The sequence below is a fragment of the Streptomyces sp. NBC_00510 genome, from assembly GCA_036013505.1.
Classification (GTDB): Bacteria; Actinomycetota; Actinomycetes; order Streptomycetales; family Streptomycetaceae; genus Actinacidiphila.
Genome location: CP107851.1, coordinates 9,091,856 through 9,116,576, shown reverse-complemented (window position 1 = coordinate 9,116,576; position 24,721 = coordinate 9,091,856). Strand labels below are relative to the sequence as shown.

Here is a 24,721-nt window from a genome sequence, read left to right as displayed (position 1 = left end):
ACCGGGCCTCTTGGAACGGAAATGGGCATGGCGCACCTCCGGGCAGGGGGACGCGGGGACATCACCTGCCCGGAGGGCGTTCGGACGGCGTCGTGGACGCCTGGTCGTGGGGCCTTGGGGGCCCGGGGCTCAGAGCCCGATGTCGCGGTTGCGGAAGTCGGCCAGCGACTCGCGGCGGACCAGCAGCCGGGCCCGGCCCTCGTGGACCGCGACGACCGGCGGACGGCCGACGAGGTTGTACGTGGACGCCATCGACAGGTGGTAGGCGCCCGCGACCGGCACCGCCAGCAGGTCCCCGGGCCGGACGTCGGCCGGGAGGGGCACCGCGGAGGCGAGGATGTCACCGGCCTCGCAGTGCCGCCCGACCACGGTCATCAGGGCCGGCTCCTCCGTGGAGTGACGGCCGATCAGCCGGGGGCTGTAGCGCACCCCGTACAGCGCGGGCCGGGGGTTGTCGCTCATGCCGCCGTCGACGGCCACGAAGGTCTGTCCGCCGGTGCGCTTGACCGACAGCACGTGGTACAGCGCGACACCGGCGGGGCCCACGATCGCGCGGCCGGGCTCCACCGTCAGCCGCGGCACCGCCAGCCCGGCGGCCGCGCAGCCCTCGGCGAGCTCGGCGCGTATCCGCGCGGACAGCGTCGTCAGGTCCATCGCCGCCTCGCCCGGCCGGTAGGCGACCGCGTGCCCGCCGCCCAGGTCCAGCTCCGGCAGCGTGACGCCGTGCTGCCTGCGTACGGCGGCCAGCAGCCCGACCAGCCGGCGCACGGCCGCGAGGTACGGCTTGACGCTGCTGATCTGCGAGCCCAGGTGGCAGTGGAGACCCACCAGTTCCAGTCGCGGCTGCTCCAGCACGCGCGCGATGGCGTGCTGCGCCGATCCGTCGGCCAGGGACAGCCCGAACTTCTGGTCGTCGGTGCCGGTGCGCACCGCGTTGTGGTGACCGGCGGCGATGCCCGGCACGATGCGGAGCAGCACCTTCTGCCGGTCCCCCGGCGGGACGTGGGCGGCCAGCCGGGCGATCTCGCCGGTGCTGTCGATCACGATCCGGCCCACGCCGAGGCGGAGCGCCGTGGCCAGGTCCTCCGGGCTCTTGGCGTTGCCATGGAGCAGGATGCGCTCCGGCGGGAAGCCGGTGACGACCGCGAGCTCGAGCTCCCCGGCCGAGCAGACGTCGAGGCCGAGGCCCTCCTCGTCCACCCAGTGGGCCATGGCACGGCACATGAAGGCCTTGGCGGCGTACAGCACGTCGCCGTCGGGGAAGGCCGCGCGGTAGGCGCGGCAGCGGTCGCGTACCTCGCCCTCGTCCAGGACGTAGGCGGGGGTGCCGAAGCGTTCGGCGATCTCCGTGAGGGCGACCCCGCCCACGGTGACCTCACCGTGGGGGGCGGAGGAGGCGGACGCGGGCCACACCGACAGGTCGGCGTCGGGGTACGCGGTCTCCAGGTGCTCGGTGACGAGAGTCATGACGGCGCTCCTTTCAGCCGATCCACAGGGCCAGGGCGTCGACCAGCGCGACCGCGCCGGTGACCCTGAGGACCCCGAGAGTCTGGGGGTCGAGCCGGCGACCGGTCTCCTCCGGTACGTCCGACACGGCGGGTGCGGCGAACTGCGGGTCCACGGTCAGTGCCGTGACGCCGAGCGGCCGGGCCAGCGACCGCAGCGCGGATTCCGACAGGGTGATCCACTGCTGGTCGGGGCCGAGCGTCTCGGTGAGGCGCTCGGTGGTGGTGAAGCCGACGGCCGTGCGGCCGCCCAGGGGCGTGCGGAACATACGCGCGACGCATCCCACGGGTCCCGGCCGGACGGGGACGTACAACGTCTCCCGGTGTCGTCCGGCCGGGGACGGATCCGAAGGCTCGGGGTCGTCCCCGTACATGAGCTCTGTCATGGTTTCCTCCTGCTGCGGCACCTGCTGCGGTTCCTGGGGCGCCCCGGCCGGGGCCGGCGGTCCGGGACGCACCAGGGACGCTATGCCCGCCGTCCGGGGGGTGGGTGCGATCCCTGACGCGACGTTTACGGCGAGCGCGCGAACGTTAACGGCGCGGGTCGCGGGGGCGGGGCGGACGGCGTCAGGATCGCGACAAGGACCCCTGGTCCGCGCGTTTCCGGGCGTTTCATGGAAGGCATGAGTGAGGTCCGCGAAGAGTGCGTCGTCGTCGGCGTCAGCGGCTCCCCCGGGAGCGTGGCGGCGCTGCGCCGGGCCGCCGAGGAGGCCCGGCGGCGGGAGTGCGTGCTGACCGTGGTCACCGCCTGGGAGGCGGCCTGGGACGGTGCCGGTGCGACCCAGAGCCGGTGGCCGCCGCCCCCGCCGGACCCCGACCGGTGGCGCCGGCTGGCCCGGCGCCGGCTCCTCATGGCCCTGGACGTCGCCTTCGACGGCGACCTGCCGCTGGACCCCCCGCTGCGTCCGGTCCTCGCGCTGGGCCGCCCGGGACCGGCGCTGGTGGAGGTGGCAGGCGAGGGCGCGGGACTGCTCGTGATCGGTGCCGGTGCCCACGGCCCCTGGCGGCGGCTCTTCGCGCCGTCCGTCGCGGCCCACTGCTTCACGCACGCCCGCTGCCCGGTCCTGGCCGTGCCGTCCGCGCCCGGACTGCCCTCGGGCCGGGGTGGCGGGAGCGGCCGGCGGTTCGGTGCCAGGTGGCGCCGGGACGGATTCGTCACCCCCTGAGCCCTGCACCACGTGGGTCACCGCCGTCAGGGCCTTGCCCTGCGCCGGTCCAACGCCGCACCCAGCGCGGCGGGTTGGAAAGCGGTCAGCGGCACGCGCCGGCCAGGGCCGCGCCCGGGACCGGCACCACGCGGAGGAGGACGGCGGTCCGCGGGTACGGGCTTGGCTCGCGACCAGGACGCGATATAGCGTTAGTTCGCGACCTGTGTATCGCGTCTCACCGAAGCCGCCGACCAGAACGGGGTGGGGACATGCCGGAAGAGATCCCGCCCGCGGGTGGGCCGTCCGCTACGGGCGCGCCGCTCGCGCCGCCCCCGTTGCGGGCCTCGCACGCGGACCGGGACCGGGTGGTGGACGTCCTGACCGTGGCCGCGGGCGACGGACGGCTGTCCGCCGACGAGTTGGACGAGCGCCTGGAGGCCGCCCTGTCGGCCCGTACGCTCGACGAACTGGCACCGCTCACCGCCGACCTTCCGGCGGCCGCGGGGGTGCCGGGCGTGGCGGCCGCGGACGTCAAGGACGTGGTCCGGGTCGACCACCGCGGGGGTTCGTTCCGCCGCGTCGACCGGTGGGTCGTGCCACGGCGCATGGAGGTCCGGTCCGAGTGGGGCGAGGTGCTGCTCGACTTCACCCGCGCCGTGATCACGCAGGACACCCTCCGCATCGACGTGGACGTCCGCGGCGGCTCCCTGGTACTGGTGACGCGGCCCGGGATCGTGGTGGACGCCGACGCGCTGACCGTCAGCTTCGGCAAGGTGGACATCCGGCCGGCGGCCGGCCCGGCGACACCCGTGGCCCTGCGCGTGGAGCTGGTGGGTGAGCTGGAGTTCGGGCAGGTGCGGGCGCGTGCGCCGCGGCGGACGTTCCTGCGGTGGCTCTTCCGCCGTCCCGCCGCGCTCCCGGCGCTCACCGGCTGATCCGGCGCGCGGCCACGGTGCGGGCGCCCCCGGTCCGGCCGTCTCGTCCCGCGGCGGGACCGGAGCCCGCGATACTGACCGACGATGAGCCTCCGCATGGTGCCCCTGCGCTTCGGCATGCCCTACGGCGCGCCCTCCACCGGTCCGTCACGGGAGGTCTACGTCCCTCCCGTCGAGGCGGGGGACGACGGGTTCAGCGAACTGATCTTCGCGGCCGAGACCGTGGCGATCTGCGTCGTCGCCGCGCTGTTGGTCGTCTTCCTGGTGACGGACCGCCGGTCCCCCAAGCGGCGGGCCCGCCACCGCCGTTGACGCCGGCGGTCAGGCCGGAGCGCCCGGGCCCCGGGACTCCTCGGCGGGGAACAGGATCGGGCTGACGAGGTGTCGCGTCCGCCCGGGCGCCGGACCGTTGGCCAGACGGGGCAGCAGGACCCGCCGCAGGTCGGCGATGAGTGCGGCGCGTTCCTCGTCGCTCAGCCAGAGCGCGTGCTGCCGGTAGCCCACGAGGTCGGCGGCCGGGTCGGCGCCGTCCCGGTCGAGGTAGGCGTTGAACTCGGCCATCAGCGCCGCCATGGCGACCGCGAAGACCCTGCGGTGGTCCTCCCGTGACACCGACGCCGCCGTCTCCGCGTCGACCACGGCCCGTTCGCGGCGGAGCCGGTAGTGGCGCTCGACGGCGCCGCGCACCCGCTGTTCGTCCTCGACCTCGAGCACTCCCCCGTCCGCGAGGAGACCGACGTGGCGGTAGACGGTGGCCTTGGAGACGTCCGGCAGCAGGTCGCACAACTGCGACGTGGTGAGCGTCCGGTTCCCCGACATGGCGTGCACGATGCGCAGCCGCACGGGGTGCAGCAGCAGGTCGACCGTGTCCATGGACGTACGATCTCACGTCGGATACCTTTCTCAAAGTTGAGAACGTAGAGTGTATGGGAGGAGACCGGATGACCCGCCAGCCGCACACCGAGGACCGGCCCGGCACCACCGTCCCCGGGGCGCCGCCGCTCGGACGGCTTCACGACGTCGACGGCGGGCGGTTGCTGCTGCACCGCTCCGGCACCGGCGGCCCCGCCGTGGTGCTCGTGCCCGGCGCGGGCATGGTCGGCCTGGACTACGTGAACCTCCACGACCGCGTCGCCGCCCTCACCACGTCCGTCCTCTACGACCGCGGCGGCACCGGCTGGAGCATCCCCGTGCCGCTCCCCCGCACGGCGGCCGACGTCACCGGTGAACTGCACGCCCTGCTCCACACGGCCGAAGTCCCCGGTCCGTACCTCTTGGTCGGCCACTCACTGGGCGCCGCCTACGCCCGCCGCTTCGCGCAGCGGTACCCCGGCGAGGTGGCGGGGCTCCTCCTGCTGGACCCCTTCCACGAGGACATGTACGCACGGGCGTCGCAGGAGATCCGCGACAAGGTGGAACGGATGCGGAGCGCCGAACTCCCCGAAGCGACGCAGGAGCAGATCGAGCAGTCACGGGCCGCCCTCGCGCGGCACTTCGCGCGCTGGCCGGACGGCGTCCGCGAACCGCTCGCCGAATACCACCTCACCCGGTGGCGGACCGGCTGGGACGAGGACAGGAACGTACACGACGTCGTCGCCGGCGAACTGCGCGACGCCCCCGCCCTCCCCGACGTACCGCTGATCGTGCTGTCCGCGATGGGCGTCGACCCCACCCAGGCCCACCTGTGGTCCGAGGACACCGTGCGCGAGATGAACGCCGCCAAACTCGACCTCCACGCACGCCTCGCCGCCTCCGTCCCCCGCGGCGAGCACCGCGTCATCGGCGACGCCGGGCACGGCTGGCTCCACGAAGAACGACCCGACGCGGTCCTGGAGGCACTGCGGGACCTCCTGCGCTCCGCGCGGGCGGCCTAACGCGGGGCGCCGAACTCCATGCGCCAGTCGTTGCTGCGCATCAAGGTGCCGCTGCCCCTGGGGTACTCGAAGTCGCAGGCGCCGCGCAGGGTGAACCCAAGTCGGCGGCACAGGGCGTTCGACGGAGCGTTCCGCACGGACGGGAAGGCGTGCAGCGCGTGGGGAGCCCCCGGGGTGCGGGCGGCCTCGCGCACGACGGCGATCAGCGCGGCACCGGCCGCGGCGGCGATGCCCCTGCCCTGGTACGGCGGCAGGACGTTCCACCCGGTTTCGTAGACCGGTTCGCCCTGCCAGTCCCGGCGGTGGTACGCGATGCTGCCCACCGGCTCGTCGCCGAGGAGCACGGCGTACATGCGGCCCAGCCCGGCTTCCGGCAGGGCCAGGTAGCGCTCGTGCCGGGCGAGCAGCCGCTCCTCGGGCTCCGGGCCTCCGACGTGCCGCCGCATCTCCGGGGTGTTGATCCGCCGCAGGAGCGGAAGGGCCGCCTCCGACCAGGGCTCCAGGTGAACGTCCATGCGGAGCAGCCTGTCAGGGCCCCGTGGCGCCCTGCACCTCGGTTTCCCCGGGGGCGCACCCGGCGCGGGTACGGCGCGTGGCGGCAGGTACGATCTGCCGCGATGCGCAGTGACGGAGGAGCCGGCCGAGGCGGTGCGATACCCGCCCGCCTGAGCGGTGTTGTCCTCGTCCTGTGCGGGCTGTTCGCCGCCCTCACGGTCTGCGGCCACTCCGGGGCGCCGGACGACGCGTACGGCCCCGCGCGGACCCTCGTCTCCTCGCACGTCGCGTACGTCGCCGACGAGGTGTGCACGGACGGCCATGACCCCGGCAGGCGCGGCAACGGCTGTTCCCCAGCGGAGCACACTCCGGTGACCCTGGGCTCCGCGCCCCTGCCGGGCCTCGCCGGCGCGGAACCGCCGTCGGTGTGGCCGCCCGCGGTCGCCGCCGCGGGACTGCGTGCGCCGTCCCCCGGCACCGTGCGCTCCCTCGACCTGCACATGCTCCAGATCCAGCGGACGTAGAAGGGCCGACCGCGCCGGCGGCGACCGCCGGTGCGCGCCGTACGTCATCCGACCCTTCACCAGCACCGCCGTGTCACCGACGCGGCGGGGAATCAGGACATGCCATGGGTTCCCCCCATTCCAAGGCCAGGGCCACCGACCGCCGTGCGCGCGTCGAGGAGATACGCCGCCAGGAGCAGGCCCGCGAACGCCGCAACCGGATCATCACCATCACCGCCTGCACGGCCATCCTCGTCGGGCTGGTCGGTGGCGGCGTCTACCTGGTCAACTCCGCCGGCGACGACGGCGGGGACAGCGGGAAGACCGCGGCCGCCGGCTCCATCAGCGGGGAGAAGACGTGGTCCGGGCTCACGCAGAACCACGTGAACAAGACCGTCGACTACCCCATGAGCCCGCCCGCCGGCGGCGACCACAACCCCGTCTGGCAGAACTGCAACGGCGACGTCTACGACAAGCCCGTCACCAATGAGAACGCCGTGCACGCCCTGGAGCACGGCGCGGTGTGGGTCACGTACACCGACAAGGCGTCGGACGCCGACGTCAAGACGCTCGGCGCCCGCGTCTCGAAGACCCCGTATTCCCTCATGAGCCCCTACGCGGACCAGGCCTCACCGATCACCCTCACCGCGTGGGGCCACCAGTTGGGCGTCACCAAGGCCGACGATCCGCGCGTGGCGACGTTCTTCGACACCTATGTGCAGGGCGACCAGACCCCCGAGCCCGGCGCACCCTGCACCGGGGGCAAGGCCTCGTGACCGCCGCCCGGGGCGCGGGCAGGCCGCTGCTCGCGCTCGCCGGCGCCATGGCGCTGGTCGTGGTCGCGGCCCTGGCCTTCACCCTGCTCACGGCACGGCCCAGCAGCGGGGGCACCCCGGCCACGGACTCACCCGACGCCGGCTTCGCACGCGACATGGCGATCCACCACCAGCAGGCGGTGGAGATGTCCCTGATCGTCCGCGACCGCACGGACGACGAGGACGTCCGCAGGCTCGCCTACGACGTCATCAACACCCAGGCCAACCAGCGCGGCATGCTGCTCGGCTGGCTGGACGTCTGGGGGCTGCCCAAGTCGTCGTCGAAGCCGCCCATGACGTGGATGGGCCACGACATGGCCTACGCGCCCCACGACGGGTCGCTGATGCCGGGCATGGCCACGGACACCGAACTGCGACGGCTCGACGCGGCCCGGGGCAAGGCCGCCGCGGTCCTCTACCTCCACCTGCTCACCGCCCACCACAAGGGCGGCGTGGAGATGGCCGCCGCGGCCGCCGACCTCGCCCGGACCGACCAGGTACGGCGCTTGGCGGCGGGCATGGTCCAGGGCCAGGAGGCGGAGATACGCCTGATGGCCGACATGCTCGCGGCCCGCGGCACGAGCCCGAACGCCTGACCCCGCCGGGGGCGCTCCCGGAGGCCGCCCGCCTCCGGGGCCCCCGGCGGTCCCGCGTCCGGAGCCGGCCGCGTCGTGATCGGCCGGGCGTCGGTGCAGGTCACCGCCGTCTTATCGAAGTTGACAACGGTCACCGGTGCAGTCTTTGCCGATCGGCGTGCCGATGTGTTTCCCTGCGGGTGTCGTACCTGGAACGGGGAGGTCGCCGCACCATGAACGCGCACGATCACGAGCATGGGCATGGGCATGGGCATGGACACGGTCACGGGGTGGCCGAGAACGCCGACCGGCGCTGGCTGGGGCTCGCGCTGGGGCTGATCGCCGGCTTCATGGCCGTCGAAGTCGTCGTCGGTCTGCTGGTGGGGTCCCTCGCGCTGCTCTCCGACGCCGCGCACATGCTCACCGACGCCGCATCGATCGTGCTGGCGCTCGTCGCGATGCGGCTGGCGGCGCGCCCGGCGCGGGGCGGTTTCACGTACGGGCTCAAGCGCGCCGAGATCCTCTCGGCGCAGGCGAACGGCATCACCCTGCTGCTGCTCGCCGCGTGGCTGGCGTACGAGGCGGTGCGGCGGCTTGTCTCGCCGCCCGACGTGGCGGGCGGCCCGGTGCTGGTCACCGCGCTGGCCGGAGTGGTCGTCAACGTCGGCGCGGCATGGTGCCTGTCGCGGGCCAACCGCACGTCCCTCAACGTCGAGGGCGCGTTCCAGCACGTGCTGAACGACCTGTACGCCTTCATCGGCACCGCCGTGGCGGGCCTGGTCGTCCTGCTGACCGGATTCGTCCGCGCCGACGCCATCGCGACGCTCGTGGTGGTCGGCCTGATGCTCAAGGCGGGGTGCGGGCTGGTGCGCGACTCCGGGCGGATCTTCCTGGAGGCGGCCCCGGCAGGGCTGGACCCGGACGAGGTGGGCGACCGGCTCGCCGCCCACGACGCCGTCACCGAGGTCCACGACCTGCACATCTGGACCATCACCTCCGGCCAGCCCGCCCTGTCGGCGCACGTCCTGGTCGAGCCGGGCGGTGACTGCCATGCCGTCCGGCGCGACCTGGAGCACCTGCTCGGCTCGGACTACGGGCTCACCCACACCACCCTGCAGGTCGACCACGCGCCCGCCGAACTCCTCACCGTGGGCGGTGCCCCGGACGCCGCGGCCGGTAGGGCGGACGGCCACTGCGGCGAGGCGCACGGGCCGGTGCACCGCGCCGCGCCGCACGGGCACTGACCCACCGCTCAGCCGAGGCCCGGCACGAACTGCACCACGGCCATGTCGATGAGCTTGATGCCCAGGAACGGCAGGGCCAGCCCGCCGAGTCCGTACACCAGCAGGTTGCGCCGCAGCAGGTCGCCCGCCGAGGACGGCGTGTAGCGGACGCCGCGCAGCGCCAGCGGGATCAGCGCCACGATGATGAGGGCGTTGAAGATGATCGCCGAGGTGATCGCGGACGCCGGGCTGTGCAGCCGCATGATGTTGAGGGCGGACAGCCCGGGATAGGTCGCCGCGAACATCGCGGGGATGATCGCGAAGTACTTCGCCACGTCGTTGACGATGGAGAAGGTCGTCAGGGCACCCCGGGTGATGAGCAGCTGCTTGCCGACCTCGACGATCTCGATCAGCTTGGTGGGGTCGGAGTCCAGGTCCACCATGTTCCCGGCCTCCTTGGCGGCCGAGGTGCCGGTGTTCATGGCCACGCCCACGTCGGCCTGGGCCAGCGCCGGGGCGTCGTTGGTGCCGTCACCGGTCATCGCGACCAGGTTGCCGCCGGCCTGCTCCCGCTTGATGAGGGCCAGCTTGTCCTCCGGGGTCGCCTCGGCGAGGACGTCGTCGACGCCGGCCTCGTCGGCGATGGCGCGCGCGGTGAGCGGGTTGTCCCCGGTGACCATCACCGTGCGGATGCCCATCCGCCGCAGTTCCGCGAAGCGTTCGCGGATGCCGTCCTTGACGACGTCCTTGAGGTGGACGACACCGAGGACCCGCGCGCCGTTCCAGTCGTCGAGGGCCACCAGCAGGGGGGTGCCGCCCGAGGCGCCGATGGCGTCCACCAGGTGGCCGGCCTCCTCGGGGACGTGGCCGCCGCGACCGGTGACCCAGCCGGCCACCGTGCCGGCCGCGCCCTTGCGCACGGAGGCGCCCGCGCCATCCTCCCAGCGCAGGTCGACCCCGCTCATGCGGGTGCGGGCGGTGAAGGGCACGAAGCGGGTCTGTCCGAGCTCGCCTTCCGACGGGGCGCGCAGCCCGTACCGTTCCTTGGCCAGGATGACGATGGAGCGGCCTTCGGGGGTCTCGTCGGCGAGGCTGGAGACCTGCGCGGCCTGCGCGAGCTGCATGGCGTCGACGCCGGTGAGCGGGATGAACGCGGCGGCCCGGCGGTTGCCGAACGTGATGGTGCCGGTCTTGTCCAGCAGCAGGGTGGAGACGTCGCCGGCGGCCTCGACGGCGCGCCCGGACATCGCCAGGACGTTGCGCTGCACGAGGCGGTCCATGCCGGCGATGCCGATCGCCGACAGCAGCGCGCCGATCGTCGTCGGGATCAGGGTGACCAGCAGGGCCACGAGGACGACGGTGCTCTGCGCCGCGTCCGCGTAGGCGGCCATCGGCTGGAGGGTGACGACGACCAGGATGAAGACGATCGTGAGCGAGGCCAGCAGGATGTTGAGGGCGATCTCGTTGGGCGTCTTCTGCCGGGTGGCGCCCTCGACCAGGGCGATCATGCGGTCGAGGAAGGTCCGGCCCGGGCGGGAGGTGACGCGCACGACGATGCGGTCGGAGAGCACCTTCGTGCCGCCGGTGACCCCCGAACGGTCGCCGCCCGCCTCCCGGATCACCGGGGCGGACTCGCCCGTGATGGCCGACTCGTCGACGGCGGCGATCCCGTCGACGACCTCGCCGTCGCCCGGCACGGTCTCCCCGGCCTCGACGAGGACGACGTCGAACGGCTTCAGCTCGGCGGCGGGGATCGTCCGCTCGGTGTGGTCACGGCCGTAGGGGCGCCAGCCGGTCAGCCGCCGGGCGACGGTGTCGGTCCTGGTGCGGCGCAGCGACTCGGCCTGGGCCTTGCCGCGGCCCTCGGCCACGGCCTCCGCCAGGTTGGCGAAGACGACGGTGAGCCAGAGCCAGGCGCTGATCACCCAGGCGAAGACGCTCGGGTGCACAACCGCCGAGGCGGTGGTCAGCGCGGCGCCGGTCTCGACGACGAACAGGACGGGGTTGCGCACCATGCGGCGGGGGTCGAGCTTGCGCAGCGCCTCGGGCAAGGCCTCCAGGAGCAGGCGGGGATCCAGCAGGCCGGCGGACACCTTGCGCCTGCCGCCGGGGCGTACGGGCGGCTGCGTGGGCGGGGCCGGGGTGCGGTCGGTCGAGGGAGCCAGGGGCTGCATGCTCGGGGTGCCTTCTGCTGGTCTGTTCACCGGTGGACGGTCACCAGCACACCGTCGCCGGGAGGACCGCGGCACGCTCCTGACAGGTCCTTTGCGGTACGGGAGGGCGATTCTGACGCGGCGTTGACGTGCCCGTACGCGCGCCGGTGACGCCGCCACGGCGAGCGGGCGGGGCGCGCGTCAGGGCGTCGTCAGGAATCGCCGCCGGTCCTTGTCCGCGGATCCGCCGCGGCATTGGATGAGGTGTGTGAACAGCGGTCCGCGCCATGACGACCGGCCACCCCATCGGGTGCCGCCGGTACCGCGCGCTGTCCTCCCGCCGGGGTCCTGAGGGCGCCGGTGTCCCGTGGCCGCCCCTGGCGGCCACCCCTGTTCCCCGTACGCGAGCGCCGTCACCCGTGTGTCCGGCGCGATGTGGCGTACCGATCCACGGAGTGGTCCATGTCTGCGTCCTTCGTCCCCGTCGTCCCCCCGCGCACCGCCCTGGTCACCGGGGCGACGTCCGGCATCGGGTGGGAGACCGCCCGGCTGCTCGCCGAGCGGGGCTGCACGGTCATCGTCCACGGTCGCGACACGGAGTCGGCGCACCATGCGGTGGAGCGGCTGGTGGCGGCCGGCACCGAACGCGTCCGGCTGCGCCTGGCGGTCGCCGACTTCACCCGGCTCTCCGAGGTCCGCCACCTGGCGGCCACCGTGCGGGGCCTGCATCCCGCGCTGGACGTCCTCGTCAACAACGCCGCGGTCGTCGCGCCGGAGCGCCACACCCTCACGGCCGACGGCCATGAGATCTCCTTCCAGGTGAACTTCCTTGCGGCCTACCTGCTCACCCGTGAGCTGGCGGGCCCGCTGACGGCGCGCCCCGGCGCCCGGGTGGTCAACGTGTCGTCCGCGACGCACCGGTCGGCCTCCCTGGCGTGGAGCGACCTGAACCGTTCCCGCCGCTACTCGCGGCACGCCGCGTACGCCCAGTCGCAACTGGCCCTCACCGTCTTCGCCCGGGCGGCCGCGCCCGCCGGCGTCACGGCCGTCAGCGTGCACCCGGGGGTGTGCGAGACGCGTCTGCTGCCGCTGTACGCGCACGAGGGCGAGCCCGCCGCAGAGGGCGCCGCGCGGGTGGCCCGGCTGTGCGACCCGGAGACCGAACTCGTCCCGGGCGCCTACTACGACCGGGCCGCGCTCGCCCCGGCCGCCCGGACCGCGGTCGAGGACCGCACGGTGCGCCGTCTGTGCAAGGTCGCCGACCTGCTCGTCACCGCCTGAAGGGAGGACCACCGTGTCGAAGCGTGCCCGCAAGAAGAGGGCCAGGCGCAAGAAGGGCGCCGGCCACGGCAACAAGCCCGGCCAGGGCTGATGTCCTCACGGCGGTGCGGACCGCAGGGTCGACGACCCCGGTCCGCACCGCCGTCCGTTTCGCAGCACGTACCACGGCGTACGCGGAAGGTGTGGTCACCGGTGATCGAAGTCCCCTCCCTGGACGGCTGGTTCCCCTCCGGGGTGCCCGGGCCCGTGGCCCTCGCGGAGCACGTGAAGGCGACCGGCAACGGGCAGTGGTGGGCCGACCGGGCGGTCGGGCCCCGCGCGGTCGCGGTGGCGTGCGCGGACCACGTGCTGCTGGAGGGCGATCCCCGGTACGTCGACCCGGACGCGCTCGCTGCCCTGGGGCACGACGGCTACGTCCTGGCGCGCCCGCGTTTCCTGCCGGTCCTGGGGGCGGCGTTCGACCGGATCGTGCCCTGGGAGCGGATGATCTGGGTGCAGTCGCGGCCGGTGCCGCGGAGGCTGCCGCCGCGGGACGTGGTGGTGCGCAGGCTGGCGCCGGGTGACGGAGCGGCCGTGGTCGGCGCGGGCGACGACGCCGCCTGGATCACCCGCAGTTGGGGCGGTGCGCACGGGCTCGCCGCGTCGGGCCACGCGTGGGGGGCGTTCCGCTCGGGACGCCTGGTCTCGCTGGCGTGCACGTACTTCCTCGGCGGCGTGTACGAGGACCTCGCGGTCGTCACGCTGCGGGGACACCGCCGCGAGGGCCTGGCGCTCGCCTGCCTGTCGGGCCTGTGCGGCGACGTCGCGGCCCGCGGTCGCACAGCCAGCTGGACGTGCTCGCGCGGGAACCGGCCCAGCCGGCGGCTGGCCTGGACGGCGGGTTTCCGGCTGTTCGGCGAGTACGTCCACTATGGCGTCGGGCGGCCCGCGGGAGCGGGCCGCCCGGGTGGGATCACGCGCGCCGTCAAGGCACGTTGACCGCCGGCCCGGCCCGCTCCGACGCGGGCGTCGCGGGATGACGACGAACGAGCGCACCCCGCCTGGTGGACGCCACCGGGCGGGGTGCGGTGCGTCGGCTCAGGGCTCGAAGCGGTAGCCCATGCCCGGCACGGTGATCAGGTGGCGCGGGTGGGCGGGGTCCGGCTCCAGCTTGTGCCGGAGGGTGGCGAGGTAGACCCGCAGGTAGTTGGTGCGTTTCTCGTTGCCCGGGCCCCATACGTCGCGCAGCAGCTGGCGCCCGGTAATCAGGCGCCCGGGGTTGCGCAGCAGCGGGGCGAGCAGCCGCCACTCGGTGGGCGTGAGCCGCGGGGCCGCGCCCTTGCCGGAGCGGCGTTCGACGGTGAACGCGCCCAGGTCGACCCGGTAGTCCGCGATCGTGACCGTCTCCGGCTCCTCCAGGACGGGCGGGCGGCGCAGCACGGCGCGCAGCCGGGCCGCCAGCTCGTCCATGGAGAACGGCTTGGTGACGAAGTCGTCGGCCCCCGCGTCCAGCGCCTCGACCTTGTCGGCCGGCCCGGTCCGCCCGGACAGCACGATGATGGGCAGCGGGCTCCAGGCGCGCACGCCGTGGATGATGTCGGTGCCGGACATGTCGGGCAGGCCGAGGTCGAGGATGAGGGCGTCGGGCGGCTGCCGGGACACCAGCAGCAGTGCCGTGGTGCCGTCGGGGGCGGTGGCGACGGCATAGTGACGTGCCGTCAGGTTGATGTCCAGCGCCTTCAGGATCTGCGGTTCGTCGTCGACGATCAGGACGCGCCTCATGTCAGCGCCTCCTCCCCGCCGACGGGGGCGGCGGGTACGTCGGCCGGACCGCCGGCGGTGGGCAGGGACAGGACCATGGTGAGACCTCCGCCAGGGGTGTCCTCGGGGGTGAGGGTGCCGCCCATGGCCTCGGTCAGGCCGCGCGAGAGGGCGAGCCCGAGGCCGAGGCCGGTGGTGTTGTCGGTGTCGCCGAGCCGCTGGAAGGGTTCGAAGACCCTTTCCCGGTCGGCGGGTCGGAGGCCGGGGCCGCGGTCCGCGACACGCAGCTCGATGCGCGGGCCGAGGGCACTGGCGCTGACCAGGACAGCGGTGCCTTCCGGGGCGTACCGCTGGGCGTTGGTCACCAGGTTGGCGATGACGCGTTCCAGGAGCGGCGGGTCGGCCAGCGCGAATGGTACGTCCGCCAGGCCCCGGGTGGTGACGGGGACCGTGCTCTCGGCCAGGCTGTCGAGGGCGAGCGAGGCCGCTTCGGCCACGGAGGCCGGCTCGAGGGCCAGGCTGAGCGCGCCGGCCTGCAGCCGGCTCATGTCGAGGAGGTTGTCCACCAGCCGGTTGAGCCGGTCCAGGGACACCTCCGCGGTGACCAGCAGTTCCTCCTGGTCCTCGGCGGAGAACTCGACCTCCCGGCTGCGCAGCGAGCTGACGGCCGCCCAGGCGCCGGCCAGCGGGGTGCGCAGGTCGTGGCTGACCGCCGCGAGCAGCGCCGTCCGCATGCGGTCGGCCGCCCTGACGGGCTCCACCTCGGCGGCGGCCTCGGCCAGCCGGGCCCGTTCCAGCGCGGAGGCCACGTGCCCGGCGAAGGCGATGAGCACACGCCGCTCCGAGGCCGCCAGGCGGCGGCCGCGCAGGACGAGGACGTCGTCCGGTCCGACGGGCACGGCCACCACGCCGTCCGCGGGGTCGTCCACCGGCGCCGCCCCGCCGTCGGAGCCGTGCACGAGCTCGGCCGACTCCATGCCGAAGGCCTCCCGCGTACGGTGCAGCAGGGCCTCGACGGCCTGGTCGCCGCGCAGGATGCTCCCGGCGAGGGAGGACAGCGTCTCGGCCTCGGCGGTGGCGTTGGCCGCGCGTCTGGACAGCCGCAGCGAGCGGTCCACGATCGTCGCGACGGTCACGGCGACGAGCGCGAAGACGGCCAGCGCCAGCATGTTGTTGGTCTCGCCGATGGTGAACCGGCCGATGGGCGGTATGAAGTAGTAGTTCAGCAGCAGGGACGCGGTCAGGGACGCGAGCAGCGCGGAGACGACGCCGCCGATGCAGGCGACGCCGACCACGGTCAGCAGGAAGAGCAGCGCCTCGCTGGTGAGGTTCAGGTGGCCCCGGCTGTTGGCGAGCACCGCGGTGAGCAGGGCGGGCAGGACGAATCCCGCGACGGGGCCCGCCACCTTCCGCGCCGTGGGCAGCGAGCTGCCGGTGGCGGGCAGGAGGCGGCCGCGTCCCGCGCGCTCGTGGGTGACCATGTGGACGTCGATGTCGCCGGAGCGTTCCACGATGGTCTCGCCGACCCCGCGCCCGGTGAGGAACTGGGACAGCCTCCCGCGCCGGCTGGTACCCATCACCAGCTGGGTGGCGCTCTCGGCCCGCGCGAAGTCCAGCAGGGCATCGGGGACGTGGTCGCCGACGACGGAATGGAAGGTGCCGCCGAGGCTCTCCACCAGGGCCCGCTGTTTGGCCAGCGCGGCGGGCGAGGCGTCGGCCAGTCCGTCGCTGCGCACGATGTGGACGGCGAGCAGGTCGCCACCGGCGGACCGAGCGGCGATCCGGGCGGCGCGGCGGATGAGGGTCGCGCCCTCCGGGCCGCCGGTCACGGCGACCACCACGCGCTCCCGGGTCTCCCAGACGCGTCCGATGCCGTGCTCGGAGCGGTACTTCTGCAGCGCCTCGTCCACGCGTCCGGCGACCCAGAGCAGGGCGAGTTCGCGCAGCGCGGTGAGGTTGCCGACGCGGAAGTAGTTCGACAGGGCCGCGTCGACCTTCTCCGGTGCGTAGACGTTGCCGTGGGCCATCCGGCGGCGCAGGGCCTCGGCGGGCATGTCGACGAGCTCGATCTGGTCGGCGCGGCGGACGACCTCGTCCGGGACGGTCTCCCGCTGGGGCACGCCGGTGATCTTCTCGACGACGTCGTTGAGCGACTCCAGGTGCTGGATGTTGACGGCGGTGATCACGTCGATCCCCGCCCTGAGGAGCACCTCGATGTCCTGCCAGCGCTTGGCGTGGCGGCCGCCGGGGATGTTGGTGTGGGCCATCTCGTCGACGAGTGCCACCTGCGGTGCGCGGGCGAGGACGGCGTCGAGGTCCATCTCGGTGAAGACGGTGCCCCGGTAATCGCGTTCCGCGCGGGGCACGACCTCCAGACCGTCGAGCATCTCCTCCGTGAGCGGCCGCTTGTGGCACTCGACGTACCCCACGACGACGTCGGTGCCTCGGGCGCCCCGGCGGCGTGCCTCGTCGAGCATGCGGTAGGTCTTCCCGACTCCGGGGGCCGCCCCGAGGAAGACCTTGAGTCTGCCGGGCCGTCCGTGGGGAGTGCCGGCCGGGGCCGGGACGACTGGCTGCGTCACCGGGAGTCCTTCCTTGTACGGGTGTCACGCCGCCCGGCGGCGCAGGTGGTCCCTGCGCCGCCGGGCGGCGTGGTACGGGCGGTTCGGTGGTGACGGGACGTCACTTCAGCTCGGTGAGCGCCTGGTTGAGTTCCACCACGTTGACGCGCTCCGCGCCGAGGAAGCCGAGGGTCCGGCCCTGGACGTGGTCCTCCACCAGCTTGCGCACGGTGGCGGCGTCCAGGCCGCGGGCCTGGGCGACCCGCTCGACCTGCTCGCGGGCGTACTCGGGCGAGATGTGGGGGTCGAGGCCGGAGCCGGAGGCCGTGACGGCGTCGACCGGCACGTCCTCGGGGGCGACGCCGTCGAACTCGGCGACCGCGGCCCGGCGTTCCTTGATGGTCTTCACCAGATCCTCGTCGTTCGGGCCGAGGTTGGAGGCGCCGGTGACCAGCGGGTCGTAGCCGCCGGGTCGCGGCTGGAACCACTTCGGGTCCGGCTGGGCGACCTCTTCGGCGTCGTCCGGGTCCTTCTTGGGGAGGGTGAAGTTCTGGCCGATGAGGCTGGAACCGACGGTCTTGCCGTCCTGGGTGATCCTGGAGCCGTTGGCCTGGTCGGAGAACGCCGCCTGGGCGACGCCGGTGACGGCCAGCGGGTATGCGATGCCCAGGAGCACCGTGAACACCAGCAGCATCCGCAGGGCGGCCACGTGGTTGCGGACCACGGTGGGCAGGGAGCCGAACATGATGGGTTGCCTTCTTCTGTCAGCTGAGGCCGGGGATGAACTGGATGATCAGGTCGATCGCCTTGATGCCGACGAACGGCAGCACGAGACCGCCCAGGCCGTAGACCCAGATGTTGCGGGTCAGCAGCGCGGAGGCCGACGACGGCCGGTAGCGCACGCCGCGCAGGGCGAGCGGGATCAGCACGACGATGATCAGGGCGTTGAAGATGATCGCCGAGGAGATCGCCGACGTCGGGCTGTGCAGCTGCATGATGTTGAGCTTGTCCAGACCCGGGTAGGCGATCGCGAACATCGCGGGGATGATCGCGAAGTACTTCGCCACGTCGTTGGCGATGGAGAAGGTGGTCAGCGCGCCGCGGGTGATGAGCAGCTGCTTGCCGATCTCCACGATCTCGATCAGCTTGGTGGGGTTGGAGTCCAGGTCCACCATGTTCCCGGCCTCCTTGGCGGCCGAGGTGCCGGTGTTCATGGCCACGCCCACGTCGGCCTGGGCCAGCGCCGGGGCGTCGTTGGTGCCGTCACCGGTCATCGCGACGAGCTTGCCTCCCGCCTGCTCCCGCTTGATCAGCGCCATCTTGTCCTCGGGCGTCGCCTCCGCCAGGAAGTCGTCGACCCCCGCCTCGTCCGCGATCGCCTTGGCCGTCAGCGGGTTGTCACCGGTGATCATCACCGTGCGGATGCCCATCCGCCGCAGCTCGTCGAACCGCTCCCGCATGCCCTCCTTGACCACGTCCTTCAGGTGGATGACACCCAGCACGCGGGCCGCGCCGTCCTCCTTGACCGCCACGACGAGCGGCGTACCGCCCGACTGCGAGATGCGGTCGACCATGGACTGCACCTCCTCGCCGGCCCGGCCGCCGTTCTCGGCGACCCACGCGGTCACCGCGGACGCGGCTCCCTTGCGGACCTGGCGGCCGTCGATGTCGACGCCGGACATGCGGGTCTGCGCGGTGAAGGGCACGAACTCGGCGTGGCCGAGCTCGCCCTCGTGGCGGGCCCGCAGACCGTACTTCTCCTTCGCCAGGACGACGACGGAACGGCCCTCGGGCGTCTCGTCGGCCAGTGAGGACAGCTGCGCCGCGTCGGCGAGCTCCGCGTCCCCGACACCGCCGACCGGGAGGAACTCCGCGGCCTGGCGGTTGCCGAGCGTGATGGTGCCGGTCTTGTCGAGCAGCAGGGTGTTCACGTCGCCGGCGGCCTCGACGGCGCGGCCGGACATGGCGAGCACGTTGCGCTGCACCAGGCGGTCCATGCCGGCGATGCCGATCGCCGACAGAAGACCGCCGATCGTCGTCGGGATGAGCGCGACGACGAGCGCGGCGAGGATGACGATGCTCTGCTCGGCGCCCGCGTAGATCGCGAACGGCTGCAGGGTGACGACCGCGAGCAGGAAGACGATGGTCAGCGAGGCCAGCAGAATGTTCAGCGCGATCTCGTTGGGCGTCTTCTGCCGGGCCGCACCCTCCACCAGGGCGATCATCCGGTCGATGAAGGTCTCACCGGGCTTGGAGGTGATGCGCACGACGATCCGGTCCGACAGCACCTTCGTGCCGCCCGTGACCGCGCTGCGGTCACCACCGGACTCCCGGATGACCGGGGCCGACTCACCGGTGATCGCCGACTCGTCCACCGACGCGACGCCTTCGACGACATCGCCGTCACCGGGGATGATCTGCCCGGCCTCGACGACCACGTGGTCGCCCAGCTTCAGGCCGGAGGCCGGGGCCTCCTCCTCACGGAGCGAGGTGGCCCCCGGCCGCCAGTCGATCAGCCGGCGGGCGACGGTGTGGGTCTTCGTCCGCCGCAGGGTCTCGGCCTGCGCTTTGCCGCGGCCCTCCGCGACGGCCTCGGAGAGGTTGGCGAAGATCACGGTCAGCCAGAGCCACACGGTGATGACCCAGGCGAAGACGCTCGGGTCCTTGATCGCCGAGAGGGTGGTCAGGACCGCGCCGACCTCGACCACGAACATGACCGGGTTCTTGATCATGACCCGGGGGTCGAGCTTCTTGACCGCGTCCGGCAGCGAGGTGAGGAGCTGCTTCGGGTCCATCATGCCGCCGGAGACCCGGTGCGGCTGCTGCGGCTCGGTCGGGGCGCCCCCCGGCGACGCGGGGGGTTCGAGGGTGGTCAGGGACATCAGGACAGACCTTCCGCGAGCGGACCCAGCGCCAGGGCCGGGAAGTAGGTGAGGCCGACGACGATCAGGATCACGGCCGTCAGCAGGCCGACGAACTGCGGCCGGTGGGTGGGCAGCGTGCCCGCCGTGGCCGGCACCGGCTGCTGCCGGGCCAGGGAGCCGGCCAGCGCCAGGACGAACACGATCGGCAGGAAGCGGCCGAACAGCATGGCCAGGCCGAGCGCGGTGTTGTACCAGTCGGTGTTGACGGTCAGGCCCGCGAAGGCCGAGCCGTTGTTGTTGGCGGCCGAGGTGAAGGCGTACAGCACCTCGGAGAAGCCGTGCGCACCGGAGTTGAGCATGCCCGCACGCTGACCCGGCATCGCCATGGCGAGGCCGGCACCGATCAGGACGATCGCCGGGGTGGTGAGGATGTACAGGGAGGCGAACTTCATCTCCCGGCCGCCGAGCTTCTTGCCCAGGTACTCCGGGGTGCGGCCGACCATCAGACCGGCCACGAAGACCGCGATGATCGCCAGGATGAGGATGCCGTAGAGACCGGAGCCGGTACCACCGGGGGCGATCTCACCGAGCATCATGTTGAAGATCGTCATCCCGCCGCCGATCGGCGAGTACGAATCGTGGAAGGAGTTGACCGCGCCCGTGGAGGTGAGCGTTGTCGACGCCGCGAACAGCGCCGACCCCCACACACCGAACCGCTGCTCCTTGCCCTCCATCATGCCGCCCGCCAAGTGGCCGGCCTGGCTGCTCACGCTGTGCAGCTCGTTCACCGTGATGATGGCGACCGATGCGGCCCAGATCACGCCCATCACGGCGATGATCGCGTAGCCCTGGCGGTTGTCGCCGACCATGCGGCCGAAGGTGCGCGGCAGGGAGGTGGCGATCACCAGCAGGAGGTAGATCTCCAGCCAGTTGGTGAAGGGGTTGGGGCTCTCGAAGGGGTGGGCGGAGTTGGCGTTGTAGAAGCCGCCGCCGTTGGTGCCCAGCTCCTTGATGACCTCCTGGGAGGCCACCGGGCCACCGGTCATGCTCTGGTGGTCGCCGACCAGGGTCGAGATCGACTCGACGCCGTGGAAGTTCTGCACCACGCCGCCGGCGACCAGCACGATCGCGAAGACGAAGGCGAGCGGGAGCAGCACGCGCACGACGATCCGGGTGAGGTCCACCCAGAAGTTGCCGATGCGGTCGGTCTTCTTGCGGGTGAAGCCCCGGATCAGGGCGGCGACGACGGCGATGCCGACGGCGGCCGACACGAAGTTCTGCACCGCGAGACCGGACATCTGCACCAGGTGGCCCATCGTGGACTCACCGGAGTAGGACTGCCAGTTGGTGTTGGTGACGAAGGAGGCGGCCGTGTTGAAGGACACGCCGGGCGTCACCGCGGGCATGCCTATGGACAGCAGCAGGTGGTTCTGCAGCCGCATGAAGCCGTAGAGGAAGAGGACGGAGACGGCCGAGAAGGCCAGCACGCTCCGCAGGTAGACGGACCACTTCTGGTCCGCGTCGCCGTCGACCCCGCCGAGGCGGTACGCGAAGCGCTCGACGCGAAGGTGCTTGGCGGAGGTGAGGGTGTGGGCCATGTAGTCGCCCAGCGGCCGGTAGGTCAGGGCCAGCGCGCCGACCAGCGCGAGGATCTGGAGCCAGCCCGCGAGGGTGTCGTTCACTAGAACTTCTCCGGGTAGATCAGTGCCAGCACCAGGTAACCGACCAGGGCCACGGCGACGACGAGTCCGACGACGTTTTCGATGCTCACAGCCGCTCCGCCCCCTTGGCCACGAGGCCGAGCACGGCGAAGACAGCGACGGTGAGGACGATGAAGGCCACATCTGGCATGCGGAGACACCCCGGAAGTCGTGTGGGGACGATGCCGCGTACCCGGTCGGGACCGCGGCGCCGGTGAAAAACCGGTGTACGTAGCGAAGCGCCCCGCAGTGCCCCCGACGAGCTTCGTTAGCGGGTTCCTGACGCGGCCCCGGAGCGGCTTGACGGCACTTTGACGCCGCCCGGCCGAACGGGTGACGGGGGTGACGTGGCGCGTCGGCGCGATCGAGCGGTGCGGTCGGGCGGGGCTCAGAGCCCCGGTACCCACTCCTCGGGCGGCGGCGGGCTGTAGCGGGCGCCCAGGTGACGGCCCGGGCGTCGCTGTAGACGCCCTTCACCCGGAAGTTCTCCAGGTCCTCGGACCGGACGACCGTGCGCACATGGCGGCGCGTGTTGCCGCGGTGGTACCCGACCGCGTGGAACCGGCCGTAGCCGGGATCCCACCGGGTGGGGAGGAGCCACAGCTCGACCCCGGCGGAGAAGCGGTTTTCCCGCTCAGAACCGCACGTAGACGTTCTTCGGCTGGGTGTAGGACTCCAGCTCCTCGATGCCCTCCTCCCGGCCGACGCCCGAGTTCTTCACCCCGCCGAAGGCGGTCCCGGGGATGTGCGCGGAACTGGCGTTGATCCACACGTAGCCGGTGCGCAGGTCGCGGGCCGCGGCCATGGCGGTGTGCAGGTCGGTGGTCCAGACGCTGGCGGTCAGGCCGTACGGCAGGGCGTTGGCCTCGGCGATCGCCTGGTCGTACGCGTCGAAGGGCGCCGCCACCAGCACCGGCCCGAAGATCTCCTCCCGGAACAGCGGCCCGGAGGGGCCGGCGTGGGCCGCGAAGAGGGTGGGCCGTACGTAGTAGCCGGGCCGGTGCGGGGCGCTGCCGCCCGCGACGAGGCGGAGGGCGGGGTCGGACAGTCCCGCCCGGATGTAGGAGGTCACCTTGCGGTAATGCTCCTCGGAGACCAGGGGGCCGATGTCCGTGGTGGGGTCCGCCGGGTCGCCGAGGCGCATGGCATCCATCCGCCTGCCCACTTCCTTGACGACGCGCTCGTACAGGGAGCGATGGACCAGCAGGCGTGATGTGGAGCCGCAGCTCTGGCCCTGCCAGGTGAAGTTCATGCCCGCCATCGCGCCGTCCACGGCCGCGTGCACATCGGCGTCGGCGAAGACGATCAGCGGGTTCTTGCCGCCCAGTTCGAGGGTGACCGTCTTGACCGCGGAGCTCGCCGCGCGCGCCTGGACGCGGCGTCCCGTGATGGACGAGCCCGTGAACGCGATGCGCGGGACGTCGGGGTGGGTCACCAGCCGTTCGCCCGCCACGGAGCCCAGGCCCGGCACGATGTTCAGGACCCCGGGCGGTACGAGGCCCGCGGCCAGTTCACCCAGCCGCAGGGCGGACAGCGAGGTCGCCTCGGCGGGCTTCAGGACGACGGTGTTGCCGGCGAGGAGCGGCGCGGCGATGCGGGCGGCCGCGAACATCAGGGGATGGTTCCACGGGATAATCCGCCCGACGACGCCGAAGGGGTCGCGCAGCGTGTAGTCGAGGGCGTCGTGGTCGGCCATGGGGACGGTCTCGCCGCGCAGTTGGAGGGCGAGTCCGGCGAAGTAGCGCAGCTGGGCGGCGGCGACGCGGAAGTCGCCCCGCATGACCGCGACCGGGCTGCCGTTGTCGATGGTGTCGATCCAGGCCAGTTCCTCGCCGTGCTCCTCGATCGCCTCCGCGAGGGCGACCAGCACCCGCGCCCGGTCCGTCACGGAGGTGGCCCCCCACGCGGGCGCCGCCGTTCGGGCCGCCTCCACCGCGTCGTCCACGTCGACGATGCCGCCGAGGGGTATCCGGGTCACCACCGTCTCGTCCGCGGGATTGATCACGTCCAGGGTCTGGCCCGAGGCCGCGTCGGTCGCCTCCCCGCCGATCAGCATGTGCCAGGGCCGGTCCACGATCTCGCCCGCGGCCGGTCGTGCGCCGGCCGTGCCGTACGGATTCGACAGCTCCGAAATGCGCATACACTCCAGGTTTGCACCCGTATGTGCCGTATACAGTGATTGAACGTTTTATATCGGCAAACACCGTGTATAGCGCAGCCCAAACGGCCGGGGAGGGCCGCGGGCGGCCGGCTCAGCCGTCGAGCCAACCGCGTTCATGGGCGAGGAGCGCGATCTGGAACCGCGTCCGGGCGCCGAGGGCGGTGCCCGCCTCGCTGACGTGCTTCTGCACCGTCCGGCGGCTCACGCCCAGCACCCTGGCGATGGCGTCGTCCTTCATCCCCGTGGCCATGAGGTGGAGGATCTCCCGGGTCCGTTCGTCGGTCTCCACGGTCTCCCGCTCACGGCGCGCGACGGGCCAGTCCTGGCGGCTCTCCAGTGAGACCGGTGTCGCGCGTTCCCAGATGCCCTCGAAGAGCGCGACGCACACCTCGATCAGGGCCGGGGAGTGCACCACCAGCGATCCCGCCGAGGGCCGGTCGCCGTGGAGCGGGAGGAGGGCGGCGGTCCGGTCGAACAGCGCCAGCTTGACGGGGAGCCGGGTACCGAGGCGGAACTCACCGCCCACCGCGGTGCCGCGCAGCGCGGTCTCCAGGGACACCTCGTCGGTGAAGCCGTCGGCCTCGTACACCGACCGCAGCCGTACGCCCGGGGCGACGGCGGTGCGGTCCGGGTCCCGGTGGCCCGAGTCGTCCTCGGTCCCGGTCACGTAGGGCGGCTTGGCCAGGTGCAGCACCTCGTTCCTGCTGCCCTTCAGCAGGTACGCGTAACGGGCCGCGACCTCGTCGCCGTGCTCCAGGACCTCCACCAGGTTCGGCGCGCCGGGGTGCGCGACGGAGCGGTAGAGCTCGTCGAGCTGCTCCATGAACAGCTCGGTACGGGCCAGTTCGCTCCGCCGGCGGGCGAGCAGGGAACCCAGTGAGGAGCGCGGCGGGCCGGCCTTCCAGCGCGGGGACCCGCCGGGGATGCGGATGACCAGGAGCTCGTCCTCGAGACCCCGCAGCGCCCGTTCGGCCTCGTCGGCGGACGTGCCGACCGCCTCGGCCACCGCGGCGGCGTCCGCCGAGGGGTGGCTCACCAGGTACTCCAGGACCCGGCCGCCCAGGGGGCCCAGCCCCGTCCCCGCCCAAGGACCGCCCGATGAGACATCCATGCAGCCTGCCACCCCTGTACGTCCGCGCCCCGCATGATGATCGTACGCCTCGCGGAAAGACCGGCGGGGGCCCGGTC

At 72.8% G+C, this 24,721-nt stretch carries 23 protein-coding genes; 10 read left to right on the top strand and 13 right to left on the bottom strand.

From position 1 onward, the window contains the following. Positions 1-129: 129 nt before the first annotated feature. Together lysA and OG937_41685 are read right to left on the bottom strand one after the other, a co-directional pair. Positions 130-1,467 carry a diaminopimelate decarboxylase gene (gene lysA / locus OG937_41690; protein WUD77765.1) on the bottom strand — a complete coding sequence of 446 codons (1,338 nt, stop codon included), beginning with the start codon at positions 1,465-1,467 and terminating at the stop codon, positions 130-132. A gap of 13 nt (positions 1,468-1,480) precedes the next feature. After that, positions 1,481-1,891 carry a hypothetical protein gene (locus OG937_41685; protein ID WUD77764.1) on the bottom strand — a complete coding sequence of 137 codons (411 nt, stop codon included), beginning with the start codon at positions 1,889-1,891 and terminating at the stop codon, positions 1,481-1,483. Between the two features lie 237 nt (positions 1,892-2,128). Between OG937_41685 and OG937_41680 the strand changes: the two genes are divergently transcribed. The 3 genes from OG937_41680 to OG937_41670 all read left to right on the top strand — a co-directional run bounded on the left by OG937_41680 (position 2,129) and on the right by OG937_41670 (position 3,900). Beyond that, a complete protein-coding gene (locus tag OG937_41680) occupies positions 2,129-2,671 on the top strand; it encodes a universal stress protein (protein WUD77763.1) in 543 nt (180 codons plus the stop codon). Positions 2,672-2,922: 251 nt separating this feature from the next. After that, positions 2,923-3,588 carry a DUF1707 domain-containing protein gene (locus OG937_41675; GenBank protein WUD77762.1) on the top strand — a complete coding sequence of 222 codons (666 nt, stop codon included), beginning with the start codon at positions 2,923-2,925 and terminating at the stop codon, positions 3,586-3,588. 84 nt (positions 3,589-3,672) lie between these two features. Beyond that, positions 3,673-3,900, top strand: a complete 228-nt coding sequence (locus tag OG937_41670; protein WUD77761.1) for a hypothetical protein — start codon at positions 3,673-3,675, stop codon at positions 3,898-3,900. Between the two features lie 9 nt (positions 3,901-3,909). On the opposite strand, the gene OG937_41665 is transcribed toward OG937_41670, so the two are convergent. Next, a complete protein-coding gene (locus OG937_41665; protein ID WUD77760.1) occupies positions 3,910-4,461 on the bottom strand; it encodes a helix-turn-helix domain-containing protein in 552 nt (183 codons plus the stop codon). A 68-nt stretch (positions 4,462-4,529) separates the two neighbouring features. On the opposite strand from OG937_41665, the gene OG937_41660 reads away from it, so the two are divergent. Continuing rightward, the gene (locus OG937_41660) at positions 4,530-5,462 is read left to right on the top strand and encodes an alpha/beta hydrolase (protein WUD77759.1); all 933 of its coding nucleotides are present in this window, start codon (positions 4,530-4,532) and stop codon (positions 5,460-5,462) included. Here the strand turns inward: OG937_41660 and OG937_41655 are convergent. Next, entirely contained in the window at positions 5,459-5,977 is a 519-nt protein-coding gene (locus tag OG937_41655; protein WUD77758.1) for a GNAT family N-acetyltransferase, read from the bottom strand. The genes OG937_41660 and OG937_41655 overlap by 4 nt on opposite strands. A gap of 102 nt (positions 5,978-6,079) precedes the next feature. On the opposite strand from OG937_41655, the gene OG937_41650 reads away from it, so the two are divergent. The 4 genes from OG937_41650 to OG937_41635 all read left to right on the top strand — a co-directional run bounded on the left by OG937_41650 (position 6,080) and on the right by OG937_41635 (position 9,094). Then, on the top strand, positions 6,080-6,481 hold the full coding sequence (locus OG937_41650) for a hypothetical protein (GenBank protein WUD77757.1): 402 nt from the start codon (positions 6,080-6,082) through the stop codon (positions 6,479-6,481). A 104-nt stretch (positions 6,482-6,585) separates the two neighbouring features. Then, the gene (locus OG937_41645; protein WUD77756.1) at positions 6,586-7,236 is read left to right on the top strand and encodes a DUF3105 domain-containing protein; all 651 of its coding nucleotides are present in this window, start codon (positions 6,586-6,588) and stop codon (positions 7,234-7,236) included. Continuing rightward, complete coding sequence (locus OG937_41640; GenBank protein ID WUD77755.1) at positions 7,233-7,871, top strand: DUF305 domain-containing protein; 639 nt, start codon at positions 7,233-7,235, stop codon at positions 7,869-7,871. The genes OG937_41645 and OG937_41640 overlap by 4 nt, the downstream gene beginning before the upstream one ends. Before the next feature lie 212 nt (positions 7,872-8,083). Further along, positions 8,084-9,094 carry a cation diffusion facilitator family transporter gene (locus OG937_41635; protein ID WUD77754.1) on the top strand — a complete coding sequence of 337 codons (1,011 nt, stop codon included), beginning with the start codon at positions 8,084-8,086 and terminating at the stop codon, positions 9,092-9,094. 8 nt (positions 9,095-9,102) lie between these two features. Here OG937_41635 and kdpB (OG937_41630) read toward each other — a convergent pair whose 3' ends face one another. After that, positions 9,103-11,247: a potassium-transporting ATPase subunit KdpB gene (gene kdpB / locus OG937_41630; GenBank protein ID WUD77753.1), complete on the bottom strand. Its 2,145-nt coding sequence runs from the start codon at positions 11,245-11,247 to the stop codon at positions 9,103-9,105. 441 nt (positions 11,248-11,688) lie between these two features. On the opposite strand from kdpB (OG937_41630), the gene OG937_41625 reads away from it, so the two are divergent. Then, complete coding sequence (locus tag OG937_41625; protein WUD77752.1) at positions 11,689-12,507, top strand: SDR family NAD(P)-dependent oxidoreductase; 819 nt, start codon at positions 11,689-11,691, stop codon at positions 12,505-12,507. A gap of 192 nt (positions 12,508-12,699) precedes the next feature. Then, a complete protein-coding gene (locus tag OG937_41620) occupies positions 12,700-13,485 on the top strand; it encodes a GNAT family N-acetyltransferase (GenBank protein ID WUD77751.1) in 786 nt (261 codons plus the stop codon). A 99-nt stretch (positions 13,486-13,584) separates the two neighbouring features. Here the strand turns inward: OG937_41620 and OG937_41615 are convergent, their stop codons facing one another. The 8 genes from OG937_41615 to OG937_41580 form a co-directional block, all read right to left on the bottom strand. Then, complete coding sequence (locus tag OG937_41615; protein WUD77750.1) at positions 13,585-14,268, bottom strand: response regulator transcription factor; 684 nt, start codon at positions 14,266-14,268, stop codon at positions 13,585-13,587. Then, complete coding sequence (locus tag OG937_41610) at positions 14,265-16,829, bottom strand: DUF4118 domain-containing protein (GenBank protein WUD77749.1); 2,565 nt, start codon at positions 16,827-16,829, stop codon at positions 14,265-14,267. The genes OG937_41615 and OG937_41610 overlap by 4 nt, the downstream gene beginning before the upstream one ends. Before the next feature lie 100 nt (positions 16,830-16,929). Next, entirely contained in the window at positions 16,930-17,553 is a 624-nt protein-coding gene (kdpC, locus tag OG937_41605; GenBank protein WUD77748.1) for a potassium-transporting ATPase subunit KdpC, read from the bottom strand. Between the two features lie 19 nt (positions 17,554-17,572). Then, positions 17,573-19,606: a potassium-transporting ATPase subunit KdpB gene (gene kdpB, locus OG937_41600; protein ID WUD79045.1), complete on the bottom strand. Its 2,034-nt coding sequence runs from the start codon at positions 19,604-19,606 to the stop codon at positions 17,573-17,575. An 83-nt stretch (positions 19,607-19,689) separates the two neighbouring features. Beyond that, on the bottom strand, positions 19,690-21,354 hold the full coding sequence (gene kdpA, locus OG937_41595) for a potassium-transporting ATPase subunit KdpA (GenBank protein WUD77747.1): 1,665 nt from the start codon (positions 21,352-21,354) through the stop codon (positions 19,690-19,692). Further along, positions 21,354-21,443 (bottom strand): K(+)-transporting ATPase subunit F, encoded by a 90-nt coding sequence (gene kdpF / locus OG937_41590; GenBank protein WUD77746.1) that lies wholly within the window; start codon positions 21,441-21,443, stop codon positions 21,354-21,356. Before kdpF ends, kdpA begins: the two co-directional genes overlap by 1 nt. Before the next feature lie 563 nt (positions 21,444-22,006). Then, positions 22,007-23,512 carry an aldehyde dehydrogenase family protein gene (locus OG937_41585; GenBank protein ID WUD77745.1) on the bottom strand — a complete coding sequence of 502 codons (1,506 nt, stop codon included), beginning with the start codon at positions 23,510-23,512 and terminating at the stop codon, positions 22,007-22,009. Positions 23,513-23,624: 112 nt separating this feature from the next. Then, a complete protein-coding gene (locus tag OG937_41580) occupies positions 23,625-24,644 on the bottom strand; it encodes a helix-turn-helix transcriptional regulator (protein WUD77744.1) in 1,020 nt (339 codons plus the stop codon). Positions 24,645-24,721 lie beyond the last annotated feature (77 nt).